Origin of the sequence: Bacillus sp. SN32 (assembly GCF_002837495.1) — a bacterium.
Taxonomy (GTDB): domain Bacteria; phylum Bacillota; class Bacilli; order Bacillales; family Bacillaceae; genus Bacillus; species Bacillus subtilis.
This window is the reverse complement of sequence record NZ_PJCT01000002.1, coordinates 610,870-625,198: the sequence shown is the minus strand read 5'-3', so window position 1 is coordinate 625,198 and position 14,329 is coordinate 610,870. Positions and strand designations below refer to the sequence as shown.

Here is a 14,329-nt window from a genome sequence, read left to right as displayed (position 1 = left end):
AATTTAGGGACGCGGAGGGGAATACCTTGGAAAAAATCATCGTCCGCGGCGGTCAGAAGTTAAACGGCACAGTCAAAGTTGAAGGCGCTAAAAATGCCGTTTTACCTGTTATCGCTGCATCTTTATTAGCAAGTGAAGAAAAAAGCGTAATTTGTGATGTACCTACGCTCTCCGATGTATATACAATTAACGAAGTGTTGCGTCATTTAGGAGCAGATGTGCATTTTGAAAATAATGAAGTGACTGTAAATGCTTCATACGCTTTGCAAACTGAAGCACCTTTTGAATATGTTCGTAAAATGCGTGCGTCTGTGCTTGTCATGGGGCCGCTTCTTGCGCGTACAGGTCATGCAAGAGTTGCACTTCCGGGCGGATGCGCAATTGGTTCCAGACCGATTGATCAGCATTTAAAAGGTTTTGAAGCAATGGGCGCAGAAATCAAAGTCGGTAATGGCTTCATTGAAGCTGAAGTAAAAGGCCGACTGCAAGGCGCAAAAATTTATCTGGACTTCCCAAGTGTAGGAGCTACAGAGAACCTGATTATGGCAGCCGCTCTAGCTGAAGGAACAACAACGCTGGAAAACGTGGCAAAAGAACCCGAAATCGTTGATTTAGCAAACTATATCAACGGCATGGGCGGAAAAATCCGCGGAGCTGGCACCGGCACCATCAAAATTGAAGGAGTCGAAAAGCTTCACGGCGTAAAACACCATATTATTCCTGACCGCATTGAAGCGGGCACATTTATGGTTGCTGCTGCGATCACTGAAGGAAACGTATTAGTAAAAGGAGCCGTTCCTGAACACCTCACCTCTTTAATTGCAAAAATGGAAGAGATGGGTGTAACAATTAAGGATGAAGGTGAAGGTCTGCGTGTCATCGGCCCGAAAGAACTTAAACCGATTGACATCAAGACAATGCCTCACCCGGGCTTCCCGACTGATATGCAGTCACAAATGATGGCGCTTCTGCTTCGTGCAAGCGGCACAAGCATGATTACAGAAACAGTTTTTGAAAACCGTTTTATGCATGCGGAAGAATTCCGCCGTATGAATGGTGATATCAAGATTGAAGGACGTTCTGTCATCATTAACGGTCCTGTACAGCTTCAGGGAGCTGAAGTTGCAGCGACTGATTTGCGTGCAGGTGCAGCGCTGATTCTTGCGGGGTTAGTGGCTGAAGGTCACACACGTGTTACTGAATTGAAGCACTTAGACCGCGGTTACGTTGATTTCCATAAGAAGCTTGCCGCTCTGGGCGCAGACATCGAACGTGTAAATGATGTGTCTGCTTCTGAGCAAGAGAATAAAGAAGTCGTTTCTGACTTAAATGCATAAACTTACTTGAAAATCAGTATGTCACTCTGGCATACTGGTTTTTTATTTTTTGTGTATTATCATCATTATGCGCAAAATAGCAAAAAAGAATACGTAAATGACAAATAAAGTTTCTGTCCAAAACGAGAGTCATATTAGCTTGTCCCTGCCCATAGACTAGACTAGAGTCGAATCCCGAGCAGGAGGCAGCTGAATATGAAACAATTCGCAATCACACTATCCGTACTATGTGCATTGATTCTCTTGGTTCCCACACTCTTGGTTATACCATTCCAGCATAATAAGGAAGCGGGGGCCAGCGTAGAATCAGAAAAGACAGCAGTCAGCACGAAACCAGCATCGAAAGGAGCAGAAACATTGAAAGCATCACCTGTTTCTATTCCCGTCTATCGAACCGCAAATCAATCCGTAGAAAACATTCCGCTTGAAGAGTATGTGATTGGAGTCGTCGCCTCCGAAATGCCGGCAACCTTTAAACCTGAAGCGCTGAAAGCCCAGGCGCTCGCCGCCAGAACATTTATTGTCAGACTGATGGTGTCAAATTCAGCGGTAGAGGCTCCTAAAGGCTCACTGGTGGATGATACACAGATGTTCCAGGTGTATAAAAGCAAAGCGGAGCTGAAAAAACAGTGGGGCACAAGCTATGAGACAAAACTGAAGAAAATCACAGATGCGGTAGCCAGTACGCAAGGCAAAATTTTAACGTACAACAACCAGCCGATTGAAGCCTCCTTTTTCTCCACAAGCAACGGCTACACAGAGAATGCAGAAGCTTATTGGACAAGTGCTATCCCATATTTAAAAAGCGTCAAAAGCCCATGGGATAAAAAGTCTCCGAAATATAAGGCAACGAAAACCTTTACAGCGGCAGAATTTCAGCAAAAGCTTGGCGTCAAGCTGGATGGATCTAGCGCAGTAGGGAGGATTACCGGCGAGACACCGGGCCACCAGGTTGCAACTGCCGTCATTAACGGCAAGACGCTGAAAGGAAGAGACATACGTGAAAAGCTGGGTCTCAACTCCGCCGATTTTGAATGGAAGCGAAATGGAGACACAATTACAGTCACGACGAGAGGATTTGGCCACGGTGTGGGGATGAGCCAATACGGAGCGAATTTTATGGCCAAAGAAGGCAAAACGGTTGATGACATTGTAAAGTACTATTACCAAGGCACACAAATTTCTGAGGCAGATGCGTTTTTGAATAAATATATGGCGAAAAAGTAGAAAAAGACGCTCTTTAGGCGTCTTTTTCTGTTCCTGAATATCTTTTATCTAAGAGCAGCTGAAACGGTTTAGAGGAGCTTCTGACCGTCTTTAAGGATCAGTCCTTTTTTCCTGATTTCAGGCTTTGAGATTGTGGTAAAGTCATCCACATGTGTCGACAGACTTCGACAGACTCATATAACGAAAGCCGAAAGGCGGACAATCTTCTCTTTTCATAGGGGCGTTAGGTGGAAATCACTAATAAAAACATAGGTTTCTATGCAAAAGTAAACAACAGCAATGGGGAAGCCCGCCCTATTTATTTCTCGGTTTTTGTTGATTACGATAGATTATGTTCAGCGTTGAACATCTGCACGCAGAAACAAATTGGTAAAGGGGTACGAACATGAAGAAAAGATTTTCACTGATCATGATGACAGGATTGCTTTTTGGATTAACTTCACCTGCTTTTGCAGCTGAAAAGAAAGAAACGGAGGCTAAAGCGCCGGCGAACGTGGCGGTCTTGCTTGATGCCAGCGGAAGTATGGCGAAAAGAATAGACGGTGTATCTAAATTTAATTCAGCCAAAAAAGAAATTTCAAAGTTTGCGAGCTCACTGCCAGAAGGAACTCAGGTGAAAATGAGCGTGTTTGGCTCTGAAGGAAACAATAAAAATTCCGGAAAAGTTCAGTCATGTGAAGCCATTCGCAACGTATACGGCTTCCAAAGCTTTAACGAGCAAAGCTTCCTCAATTCTCTCAATACAATTGGGCCGACTGGCTGGACGCCAATTGCCAAAGCGCTGAACGAGGCGAAATCTTCTTTTGACCAGCTTGATGCAAAAGGGGAAAAAGTGGTGTATCTGTTGACAGACGGTGAGGAAACGTGCGGAGGAAACCCGATTAAAACAGCAAAGGAACTGCAAAAAGACAATATCACTGTTAATGTGATCGGCTTTGATTATAAAGAGGGATACAAAGGCCAGCTGAACGCAATTGCGAAAGTAGGCGGCGGTGAATACTTCCCGGCTTATACCCAAAAAGATGTTGAGAAAATTTTCACTCAGCAATCACTAATGTTATCTAAATAAGAAAAAAGAGGCTGGTGATGGTCAGCCTCTTTTTGTATGTAACAAAAACTTCAAAACTAATTAGCTGTCTGCCTGTAGCATAGTAGCAGATTTCCGTTTTTCTGTCATAATCAAGGCGAAAAAAGAATGAATGATCACACAATCTGTTTATGCTTTCTGGGCGGAAATGGCTAAAAATGAACGGCATTTCAAGCGATTTTGGACAGATCGTGAAAGCAGCACAAAAGGCAGCATGTCCTATATCTTTTTGCATTTTCGTATTCTAGCATAAAGAAGAATCCAACATATAGTTGGAAAATATGAAAAAGAAAGGAAGTAATCATATGAAAAAATTGCTGGCTGCCGGTATCATTGGATTGTTGACTGTTTCCATTGCCTCCCCGTCTTTTGCCGCTGAGAAACAGGCTGATACAAATGTAGCTGTTTTGTTTGACGGAAGCGGAAGCATGGTTCAAAAAACAGGAGGAGAGCGCAAAATAGACATTGCCAAAAAATCAGTAAAATCTTTTGCCGAACTTCTTCCGAAGGATACAAATCTTATGCTTCGCGTTTTCGGGCATGCAGGGAACAATAAACTGTCCGGTAAAGCCCTTTCGTGCAGTACGACGGAAACCATTTACGGCCTTCATCCATATGAAGGGTCTCTGTTTGACAATTCATTGAGTGAGCTCAAGCCGACTGGATGGACACCGATTGCCAAAGCACTTGCAGACACAAGAAAAGAATTTGAAGCATTTGACGCAGACGGGAAAAACGTGGTGTATTTAATCACTGACGGTGAAGAAACGTGCGGCGGAGACCCTGCGGCAGAAATCGAAAAGCTCCGTGCATCAAATGTGGATACGATTGTAAACATCATTGGCTTCAACTTTGATGTCAAGGGTAATGAAGAGATGAAACAAGCAGCTGTCGCTGGCGGCGGAGAATATATTTCAGCGAACAGTGCGGATGAGTTCGAACAGGCTTGGGAAAAAGAAGCACAAAAATTTACTGAGTAAGGAACCTAAAGATCAGGCGCTCCCCCAGGCGCCTTTTTTTATTGGTTTAAAAACAGTTTGGGCGGGAATGATACCCTAAAAAGGGGTTGAACATATGAAATTATTCGGAATGATTTTTCTTATAGCCACCGTTGCATTCATATTGCTTGGTGTTCTTCTAAAACTGGCAGCCTTCTTTTTTGTCAGCATTCTCACCTTGATCGCAGCTATTGTGCTGTTTACGGTTCTGAAAAAGAATCAGCATAATCAAACATAGAGTCCTTTATACAGTGTCGACAAACCCCGCGTTCGTTGTCAATGCACATTGGTGCTCACGTGTTATAAAAGGAACGGCGGCTAAATGCTTAGGCGCCCTGCCTAAACACCGCCGTCATCACATCCTGTGAAAGCCCTTTATATAGAGGGCTCTTTTTGTGTCTCAGAATTCGACAAAATCCGAGGAGTGTGAAAAAATATAAAGGCAGGAACATTGCGGAGGGGAAGAGACATTGAACGATAAAGTAACTGCGGTCAGGGATGTATGGCGCTATGAACAAGGGGAAATAAGCAAAGTAGAAGACCGGATGGTGACAGAATTCCCTTTGACAGTGATACTGAATGGCAGTGAATTTGTGACGCTCGTTTGTACGCCTGAGCATATCGAAGAGCTTGTCATCGGATTTCTCGCATCAGAGGGTGTTATACGATTTCAAAAAGAAATTAAAAGGTTTACAATAGATGAAAGTCTCGGTTTTGTATATGTCGACCTCGTTCACCCTGAGACATTGGATCAAAAGGATTATACGAAACGGGTGATCGGCTCATGCTGCGGAAAGGGCCGTCATTTTTATTTTCAGCAGGATGTCAAAACAGCCAAGACGGCTGTCAGCCAAATCAAGATATCACCTGAGGCATGTTTGGCGCTTATGAAAGACATGCAGCAAGGGAGCGGGACGTTTCAGGATACGGGAGGCGTCCATAATGCGGCGCTTTGCGACACAGAGAAGCTTCTGTTGATGCGCACAGATATCGGTCGGCACAACGCACTTGATAAACTATACGGACACTGCCTTCTAAACGGTATGTCCGTACGCGACAAACTGATTGTGTTCAGCGGCAGAATCTCATCAGAGGTCCTGTTAAAAGCGGCCAAAATCGGCGTGTCGATTGTCATTTCCAAATCGGCCCCGACGGAGCTTGCGATTCAAATGGCTGAAGAATTGAATATCACAGCGATTGGATTTGTCAGAAACGGATCATTTAATGTATATACACACCCTGAGAGAATCAGGGGATAGGAAGGGGCTGTAGCTATGATTACAGAGTCGCGTCAGATGTTGGATAAAAGAAACAGACCGCTGAGAGACCTTCGCATTTCTGTTACAGACCGCTGCAACTTCCGATGCACGTACTGTATGCCCGCCGAATTATTCGGCCCGGATTATCCTTTTTTAAAGAAAGAGGAGCTGCTTTCATTTGAGGAGCTGGAACGGCTTGCGACATTGTTTGTCACAAGATTTGGCGTTGAAAAAATCCGCCTGACCGGCGGAGAGCCCCTCATGAGAAAGGATATGCCGGAGTTAATCAAAAAACTGGCCCGCATACCGGGTATTCGTGACATCGCGATGACGACAAACGGATCACTGCTGCCTGTTTATGCAAAGAGGCTCAAGGAGGCTGGGTTGAAAAGGGTTACGATCAGCCTTGATTCTTTAGAAGACGAGCGTTTTAAGAAGATAAACGGGCGTGGCGTTTCTGTCAGCAAGGTGCTGGAAGGCATTGAAGCGGCGAAGCAAGCAGGGCTCGGTGTTAAAATCAATATGGTCGTTCAAAAGGGCGTCAATGAAAAAGATATACTGCCTATGGCCCGTTATTTTAAAGAAAAAGGGCATATCCTGAGATTCATTGAATTTATGGACGTAGGCAACACCAACCAATGGGAAAAGAAAGACGTCATGACAAAGGCGGAAATCATAGATTTGATCAATGAACACATGCCGGTTGAGCCGATAGCGCCTAATTATATAGGCGAAGTGGCTTCCAGATTCCGCTACTTGGACGGCTCCGGAGAAATCGGCGTCATATCATCTGTATCTGATGCGTTCTGCGGATCTTGCAACAGAGCCCGTCTTTCTGCGAGAGGAGAGCTGTTTACCTGCTTATTCGCTTCAAGCGGATTTGACCTCAGAGCTCCGGTTCGCCAGGAATTAAGTGATGACGAACTATCAGAAATGATCGGGACAGTATGGAAAAATCGGATTGATCAGTATTCAGTCGATCGTACGCTATCAAAAGCATCTGGCAAAAAGAAAGTGGAAATGTCTTATATTGGCGGTTAATTTGAAGTCAAAAGCTTATCGGCACTGTCCGATAAGCTTTTTTATTAGAATCCGAGTGCAAAAAATACGTATAAAAACCGAAATATATAAGGATAGGCATAAAGAAGGAATCATTGTAAGAAAATTTAATTCCAAAGCCATACATTATGATAAAATATAACCAATTAGAAAATAGAAAGGGTTGGAGGGGCATGGCCGCGTACGAGATCCCGTCATCTCAAGTAGGAGTGAAAATCAATAAGTGGTATAAGCACATTTTAGCATTTCAAGTGGCTGATGCCGTAAAGCTGAAGGAAGAAATTGATCTAGATATAGAACAGATGGAAGAGGATCAGCTGCTTCTCCTGTATTATCAGCTGATCAGCTACCGGCACCAAATTATGCTGGATTATGTAAAGCCTGACCTGCACGAGGAATCTCAGCTTCAATATCGTGAATTGATCAAAACGCTGGAAAGCAATCAGGACAGCATCTCCGGATTATCTGAGTATTATTTTCACTTGTTTAGAGGAATGTACGAATTTGAACAGAACAATTACATCTCGGCTATATCCTTTTATCGGAAAGCTGAGAAGATGCTTGCGTTTGTAGAAGATGAAATTGAAAGAGCGGAATTTCATTTTAAAGTGGCGGAAGTCTTTTATATTATGAAGCAGACGCACTTTTCCATGAACCACGCCGTACAGGCGCTGGAGACGTATAAGGCTCACGATTTTTACAGAGTCAGAAGAATTCAATGCCATTTCGTCATATCAGGAAACTACATAGACTACAGAAATTATGAAAAAGCGCTTGAACATTTAGATGACGCGTATCGCCTTGCTTTATTGGAAGGACAGCCCCGTTTGATCGGATCAGCCCTTTATAATATCGGGAATTGCTATGATGACAAGGGGGAGCTGGATCAGGCCGCCGAATACTTTGAAAAAGCGCTTCCTGTCTTCGAGGATTATCAGCTGGAACAGCTTCCAAAAGCGCTCTTCAGCCTGACTCGCGTTCTTTTCAAAAAACAAGATAGCGAAGCTGCGATACGGTACTATGAAAAAGGGATTGCCATTGCCCAAAAACGAAACGACTTCTTCAGTCTGGCAAAATATAAATTTCTGCAGGCATTATATGTGGAATCTGTCAATTTGGATATGATTCAAGAAGTATTTGATTATATGGAAGAAAAGGGCCTGTATGTATATATTGAAGAATTTGCTTTAGATGCTGCCTCCTATTTCAGTCATCGCGAACAATATAAAGAAGCGGTGTATTTTTATGAAAAAGCGGTCAGCATGAGAGAGATGATTCAAAGGAACGATTGTTTATATGAAGTATGAGACAAAACCATCTGCTGGCAGATGGTTTTTTTATATGCAAAAAAAGGGGAGCATCGGAACGTTTATTTCCGGGGAGAACAGGAAAAATCGCTACAGCACTGTTTTTTGAACAAAAGCCGTTTTGGGATGCAGATATGCATGTGAGGGGGAATTCAATGTTTGGTTTTAATGATATGGTGAAGTTTCTGTGGTCTTTCCTCATTGTTCTGCCGCTTGTACAGATTATACATGTTTCAGGGCACAGCTTTATGGCTTTTATTTTTGGCGGAAAGGGATCGTTGGATATAGGCATGGGAAAAACGCTGCTTAAAATTGGACCCATACGGTTCAGAACGATTTATTTTATCGATTCTTTTTGCCGGTACGGGGAGTTGAAAATTGACAATCGATTCTCAAATGCACTCGTGTATGCAGGGGGCTGCTTGTTTAACCTCATCACGATTTTTGCAATCAATCTGCTGATTTTACACAGTGTATTAAAGCCGAATGTGTTTTTCTATCAGTTTGTCTATTTTTCTACGTATTATGTGTTTTTTGCCCTGCTGCCGGTCCGATATTCAGAGAAAAAGTCATCAGACGGGCTGGCGATATACAAGGTGCTCCGTTACGGAGAGCGCTACGAAATCGATAAATAACATTAGAATGTTTATTGCCTCTCAGATCGGGAAGGTAACAAGTACACACATAATTGAGAGGGGAGAATTAACATGGGTAACGATAGTGTAAAAGACAAAATGAAGGGCGGCTTCAATAAAGCCAAAGGAGAAGTGAAGGATAAAGTCGGAGATATGGCTGACAGAACGGACATGCAGGCTGAAGGCAAAAAAGATAAGGCAAAAGGCGAAATCCAAAAGGATATCGGGAAAGCCAAGGATAAATTTTCAGATAAAGATTAATCGTACGGAAGAGGCAGGAAACGAAATGTTTCTTGTCTTTTTTTGTTCGCTTTTTCTGATGTGACTAAATATAACAAAAAAAGAAGCTGATTTGGTCAAGGTAACTAAATTTTTTAAATATTCTTTGAATTAATAGGCCTCTTCTATATAATAATGACATAAGTTGTAAAGTTTTATAACATCATTTGGGGAAATCAAACAAAGGGGTTTTGATGACGGAATGTACTGCACCGAAGAAAGTGTCGGAAGCCAGCGGGAGTGCGAAAAAACAGTTAATATCGACACAAGCGGGATTCAGTGAAGGCCGGGATTCTTCACTCGTTAAGCCGAACGGTGGCGATCAGCGAAGTGACCGTCCATGATGCGGAGTTAATGGCAATAGTCGGGTTCTCGGTATCGTGGAGGACGGCGCCTCAGACTGGCCTCCATGCATGCTTCCGGTTGCGGAGCAAAACAACGGGCTGCCATCAGAAATGTAACGTCTGGTTATGATCAATCGATGGTTTAGCACAGCCTCAACATGGAGGTTCACCCGGGGCAGATTGTCGCTGTATTAGGCCGAAATGGAGTCGGCCAATCCACTTCATAGGCCTGCTTCCGGCTAAACAGGGGGGCTATTTGTTTTAATCAAACGTTTGTTCAAAACGAAAAGGCGGTCTCAGCAGCAGCTTGCAATCGCCAGAGCGCTGATGGTAAATCCGAAAAATATTTTACTTAATGAACAATTGGAAGGAATTCAGATTTTAATTGTCGAACTAGTCAGATAAGTTATTATAGAAATTTCCAGAAAAAAAGACATTTGTTATCTTAGTCGAGCGCAGTCTGGAAAACGCGTTAACCTGTGCTGACTATCTTTCTGTAATCGACAGGGGAACGGTTGTTGACCATGGCAAGGCTGATGAAGAAACGGCATGCCGCTTTGAAAGGCACCCTACCGTATGACCCCCATTCTCGAAGAAAGGGAGGTGATGTCCCGCCTGCATGCTCCACAAATTCGTAGTAACCGCATCCGCTTTATATGACAAAAGAAGGAGGATTACAGATGAAACTGACACCGGTTGAACAAGAAAAATTGCTCATTTTTGCAGCGGGGGAATTAGCCAAACAGCGAAAGGCGCGGGGCGTTCTGTTGAACTATCCTGAGGCTGCTTCTTATATCACCTGCTTTATTATGGAAGGCGCACGTGATGGGAAGGGAGTAGCAGAGCTGATGGAAGCCGGCCGCCATGTATTAACGGAAAAAGATGTGATGGAAGGTGTGCCTGAGATGCTGGACAGCATTCAGGTGGAGGCCACATTTCCGGATGGAGTAAAGCTTGTTACGGTACATCAGCCAATTTCTGCGGAGGTGAAGTCATGAAGCCGGGAGCATTTCAAATTGCTGAGGGAACCATTACGATTAATGAAGGCCGTGAGATACGGGAGGTAACGGTAAAAAACACCGGATCACGCTCCATTCAAGTCGGTTCGCATTTTCATTTTGCGGAGGCCAACGGGGCTTTATTATTTGACCGTGAGCTGGCGATCGGCATGCGTCTTGATGTTCCATCAGGCACGTCGGTCCGTTTTGAGCCGGGAGAGCAGAAAACGGTCTCACTAGTGGAAATCAGAGGACGCAAGACAATTAGAGGGCTGAACGGAATGGCCGACACGTTTATCGATGAACGCGGCAAAGAAAAAACGTTGGCCAACTTAAAACAAGCCGGCTGGATGGAGGGTGTAATCCGATGAAAATGTCACGGGAGGAATATGCGGAACTGTTTGGCCCGACAACGGGCGATAAAATCAGATTGGGCGACACGGATTTATGGATCGAAGTCGAAAAGGATTTTACAGTATACGGTGAAGAAATGATCTTTGGCGGCGGAAAAACAATCCGCGACGGCATGGGCCAAAACGGCAGAATCACAGGGAAGGACGGCGCTTTGGATTTGGTTATCACCAACGTCGTGCTATTGGATTACACAGGCATTGTCAAAGCGGATGTCGGTGTGAAAGACGGCCGGATTGTTGGTGTCGGAAAAAGCGGAAATCCTGATATCATGGATGGAGTCGATCCGCACATGGTCATCGGAGCGGGGACAGAGGTGATTTCCGGTGAAGGCAAAATTTTAACAGCCGGGGGAGTGGACACGCACATTCATTTTATTTGTCCTCAGCAGATGGAAGTTGCGCTTTCTTCAGGTGTGACGACCCTTTTGGGAGGCGGAACAGGACCCGCAACAGGCAGCAAAGCGACAACTTGTACGTCCGGCGCGTGGTATATGGCAAGGATGCTGGAAGCGGCCGAGGAGTTTCCGATCAATGTCGGTTTCTTAGGAAAAGGGAATGCATCCGATAAAGCGCCGCTGATCGAGCAGGTGGAAGCCGGCGCCATCGGCCTTAAGCTTCATGAAGACTGGGGCACGACGCCAAGCGCCATTAAAACGTGTATGGAAGTTGTGGACGAGGCTGATATTCAAGTTGCCATCCATACCGATACGATTAACGAAGCGGGCTTTTTGGAAAACACGCTCGACGCGATCGGGGACCGGGTCATTCATACTTATCACATTGAAGGTGCAGGCGGCGGCCATGCCCCGGATATTATGAAGCTCGCTTCTTACGCGAACATTCTGCCGTCATCTACAACGCCAACCATTCCTTATACCGTTAATACGATGGATGAGCATCTTGACATGATGATGGTTTGCCACCATTTAGATGCGAAAGTGCCTGAAGATGTGGCGTTCAGCCATTCCAGAATCAGGGCTGCGACGATTGCCGCGGAGGATATTCTCCATGATATCGGTGCGATCAGCATGACATCATCGGATTCCCAAGCGATGGGGCGGGTCGGTGAAGTGATTATCCGAACATGGCAGGTAGCCGATAAAATGAAAAAACAGCGCGGCGCTCTTGCCGGCGAAAACGGAAATGACAATGTGCGCGCAAAACGGTACATTGCCAAATACACGATTAATCCGGCAATTACGCACGGGCTCAGCCATGAAGTCGGCTCGGTGGAAAAAGGGAAGCTTGCTGATCTCGTTCTGTGGGACCCGGTATTTTTCGGCGTAAAACCGGAACTGGTCTTAAAGGGCGGCATGATTGCACGTGCGCAAATGGGAGATCCGAACGCGTCCATCCCGACTCCTGAACCGGTTTTCATGCGCCAAATGTATGCGTCTTACGGAAAAGCCAACCGCTCAACCTCGATTACATTTATGTCTCAGGCAAGCATAGAGCGTGGTGTGGCGGAAAGCTTAGGGCTGGAAAAAAGGATTTCTCCAGTCAAAAATATCAGAAAGCTGAGCAAGCTGGATATGAAGCTGAATTCGGCTTTGCCGAAGATTGAGATTGATCCAAAAACCTATCAGGTCTTTGCTGACGGGGAGGAGTTGTCTTGCCAGCCTGTCGATTATGTCCCACTTGGACAAAGATATTTCTTATTCTGATAAGACGCGGCCGGAGTGCATCCGGCCGTTCTATTGACTAAAAACGGTGCACAAAACCCATGTATTTAGTGTATATTAGATGTTGACAAACGAATCAAATGTAACTATTATAGTTACAACGGTGGTGAAAAAACATGATTAACAGCCGTCTTGCTGTTGCCATTCATATTTTATCCCTCATCTCGATGGATGAAAAAACATCTTCAGAAATCATTGCTGACAGTGTCAACACGAATCCGGTAGTTGTGCGAAGAATGATCAGCCTGCTGAAAAAAGCTGATATTCTCACATCACGCGCCGGGGTGCCGGGTGCAAGCCTCAAAAAAGATCCTGCTGATATTTCTCTTTTAGAAGTGTACCGGGCTGTCCAAAAGCAAGAAGAACTCTTTGCGGTTCATGAAAACCCGAATCCGAAATGTCCGGTAGGGAAAAAAATTCAGAACGCTCTGGATGAAACGTTTGAAAGTGTGCAAAGAGCGATGGAAAATGAACTGGCGAGCAAGTCATTAAAAGATGTTATGAATCATCTCTTTTAATCAAAAGGGATGACTTCTCACCGCTAACATGTAACTAAAATTGTTACAAATAAGGAGGAAATGAAAAATGAAAATTGGTATTATAGGCGCAAGTGGGAAAGCGGGAAACGAGATTTTGAAAGAAGCGAAAAAAAGAGGCCATGAAGTGACAGCCATCGTCAGAAACGCTTCAAAAGTGCAGGAGCAAGACGTAGCGATTTTGGAAAAAGATGTGTTTGAACTGACTGCGGAAGACATCAAGCCTTTCGACGCGGTCGTAAACGCTTTTGGAGCAGCACCCGGCCAAGAACATCTTCATGTTGAAGCAGGAAGAGCACTCATCAGCATTTTAAAGGACGCGAAGCACACAAGATTGCTTGTTGTTGGCGGAGCGGGAAGCCTGTTTGTTGATGAAGCCAAAACAACCCGTTTAATGGATACGCCGGAATTTCCGAAAGAATATTTGCCAACCGCATCAAATCAAGGCGAGAACCTGAAAGATTTGCAGCAGACAGACTCCATTTCCTGGACGTTCCTCAGTCCTGCGGCATTTTTTGATCCAGCAGGAAAACGGACTGGCTCTTACCAAAAAGGAAAAGACAATGTCATCGTAAATGCAAAAGGCGACAGCTATATCAGCTATGCAGATTATGCCATTGCCGTGTTGGACGAGCTTGAACATCCCGAACACAAAAATGAACGCTTCACAGTGGTAAGCGAAGCGGAATAATAAAAAACCCGGAGCCAGCTCCGGGTTTTTCTCATTAATAAGTGCTGTACGTATCGCTGAAAAGGCCGTCAGCAATCCCAAGCATTAAAAAGATGAAGAAGGCGATAATCGCAAGAATGGATACAGCAATGCTTACGATCAAATAAATCCCTTGCATCTTTACGAATTTCGCGTAATTCTCCAGCATTAAGTCTTCAGACTGTCCGCTATTGTGTTCAGCCATTTGGCCTGCTTCCCTAGCTGACCTCATCAAAAAGATACCGGAAATAATTTGCAGTACGCCTGGCACGGCACCGATTAGAAAAATGAACGCGCCTGAAAGCGCGGTAATTGCGCCCATAATAATAAATAAAATGCCTGTAGCTTTTCCCCATTTCGAAATGCTGATGAGGGTTTTGTTCATTGTTTCAGGATTCATGTATACTGGCTCCCCTTTACAAAAAAATACTCACTTTTCTTTTATACACTATTTGTGAG

General features: G+C 44.5%; 17 protein-coding genes and 2 pseudogenes. 18 read left to right on the top strand and 1 reads right to left on the bottom strand.

The features are described 5' to 3' along the window. Positions 1-26: 26 nt before the first annotated feature. The 18 genes and pseudogenes from murA (at position 27) to CW370_RS11435 (ending at position 13,852) form a co-directional block, all read left to right on the top strand. A complete protein-coding gene (gene murA / locus CW370_RS11525) occupies positions 27-1,337 on the top strand; it encodes a UDP-N-acetylglucosamine 1-carboxyvinyltransferase (protein WP_024571495.1) in 1,311 nt (436 codons plus the stop codon). A 195-nt stretch (positions 1,338-1,532) separates the two neighbouring features. Beyond that, positions 1,533-2,564 (top strand): stage II sporulation protein D, encoded by a 1,032-nt coding sequence (gene spoIID, locus CW370_RS11520; RefSeq protein ID WP_024571496.1) that lies wholly within the window; start codon positions 1,533-1,535, stop codon positions 2,562-2,564. Between the two features lie 385 nt (positions 2,565-2,949). Next, positions 2,950-3,633, top strand: coding sequence for a vWA domain-containing protein (locus CW370_RS11515; protein WP_024571497.1), 684 nt, complete (start codon positions 2,950-2,952; stop codon positions 3,631-3,633). Positions 3,634-3,763: 130 nt separating this feature from the next. Beyond that, the gene (locus tag CW370_RS21265; protein ID WP_014478246.1) at positions 3,764-3,904 is read left to right on the top strand and encodes a hypothetical protein; all 141 of its coding nucleotides are present in this window, start codon (positions 3,764-3,766) and stop codon (positions 3,902-3,904) included. Positions 3,905-3,956: 52 nt separating this feature from the next. Continuing rightward, positions 3,957-4,631 (top strand): vWA domain-containing protein, encoded by a 675-nt coding sequence (locus CW370_RS11505; protein WP_003243553.1) that lies wholly within the window; start codon positions 3,957-3,959, stop codon positions 4,629-4,631. A 94-nt stretch (positions 4,632-4,725) separates the two neighbouring features. Continuing rightward, positions 4,726-4,887: a hypothetical protein gene (locus CW370_RS11500; RefSeq protein ID WP_003227706.1), complete on the top strand. Its 162-nt coding sequence runs from the start codon at positions 4,726-4,728 to the stop codon at positions 4,885-4,887. A 232-nt stretch (positions 4,888-5,119) separates the two neighbouring features. Beyond that, positions 5,120-5,908 (top strand): formate dehydrogenase accessory sulfurtransferase FdhD, encoded by a 789-nt coding sequence (gene fdhD, locus CW370_RS11495; protein WP_014481178.1) that lies wholly within the window; start codon positions 5,120-5,122, stop codon positions 5,906-5,908. Between the two features lie 15 nt (positions 5,909-5,923). Next, a complete protein-coding gene (gene moaA / locus CW370_RS11490; protein ID WP_015483814.1) occupies positions 5,924-6,949 on the top strand; it encodes a GTP 3',8-cyclase MoaA in 1,026 nt (341 codons plus the stop codon). A gap of 191 nt (positions 6,950-7,140) precedes the next feature. After that, complete coding sequence (gene rapB, locus CW370_RS11480) at positions 7,141-8,274, top strand: response regulator aspartate phosphatase RapB (protein ID WP_015251020.1); 1,134 nt, start codon at positions 7,141-7,143, stop codon at positions 8,272-8,274. 155 nt (positions 8,275-8,429) lie between these two features. Further along, the gene (locus CW370_RS11475; RefSeq protein WP_014478240.1) at positions 8,430-8,909 is read left to right on the top strand and encodes a hypothetical protein; all 480 of its coding nucleotides are present in this window, start codon (positions 8,430-8,432) and stop codon (positions 8,907-8,909) included. 72 nt (positions 8,910-8,981) lie between these two features. Continuing rightward, positions 8,982-9,170, top strand: coding sequence for a stress response protein CsbD (gene csbD / locus CW370_RS11470; RefSeq protein ID WP_003227718.1), 189 nt, complete (start codon positions 8,982-8,984; stop codon positions 9,168-9,170). Between the two features lie 212 nt (positions 9,171-9,382). Beyond that, positions 9,383-9,595: pseudogene (locus tag CW370_RS21260) on the top strand (urea ABC transporter substrate-binding protein); the annotation flags it as partial. 264 nt (positions 9,596-9,859) lie between these two features. After that, a pseudogene (locus CW370_RS21255) lies at positions 9,860-10,018 on the top strand (hypothetical protein). A gap of 194 nt (positions 10,019-10,212) precedes the next feature. Then, positions 10,213-10,530, top strand: coding sequence for an urease subunit gamma (gene ureA / locus CW370_RS11455; protein ID WP_024572850.1), 318 nt, complete (start codon positions 10,213-10,215; stop codon positions 10,528-10,530). Next, positions 10,527-10,901 (top strand): urease subunit beta, encoded by a 375-nt coding sequence (gene ureB / locus CW370_RS11450; RefSeq protein WP_003227726.1) that lies wholly within the window; start codon positions 10,527-10,529, stop codon positions 10,899-10,901. The genes ureA and ureB overlap by 4 nt, the downstream gene beginning before the upstream one ends. Next, on the top strand, positions 10,898-12,607 hold the full coding sequence (ureC, locus tag CW370_RS11445; RefSeq protein WP_003243090.1) for an urease subunit alpha: 1,710 nt from the start codon (positions 10,898-10,900) through the stop codon (positions 12,605-12,607). Before ureB ends, ureC begins: the two co-directional genes overlap by 4 nt. Positions 12,608-12,741: 134 nt before the next feature. Next, on the top strand, positions 12,742-13,143 hold the full coding sequence (locus CW370_RS11440) for an Rrf2 family transcriptional regulator (protein ID WP_003227734.1): 402 nt from the start codon (positions 12,742-12,744) through the stop codon (positions 13,141-13,143). Positions 13,144-13,210: 67 nt separating this feature from the next. Then, complete coding sequence (locus CW370_RS11435) at positions 13,211-13,852, top strand: NAD(P)-dependent oxidoreductase (protein ID WP_003227736.1); 642 nt, start codon at positions 13,211-13,213, stop codon at positions 13,850-13,852. Between the two features lie 34 nt (positions 13,853-13,886). On the opposite strand, the gene CW370_RS11430 is transcribed toward CW370_RS11435, so the two are convergent. Further along, positions 13,887-14,270, bottom strand: a complete 384-nt coding sequence (locus tag CW370_RS11430) for a DUF5362 family protein (RefSeq protein ID WP_014478231.1) — start codon at positions 14,268-14,270, stop codon at positions 13,887-13,889. Positions 14,271-14,329: the final 59 nt, after the last annotated feature.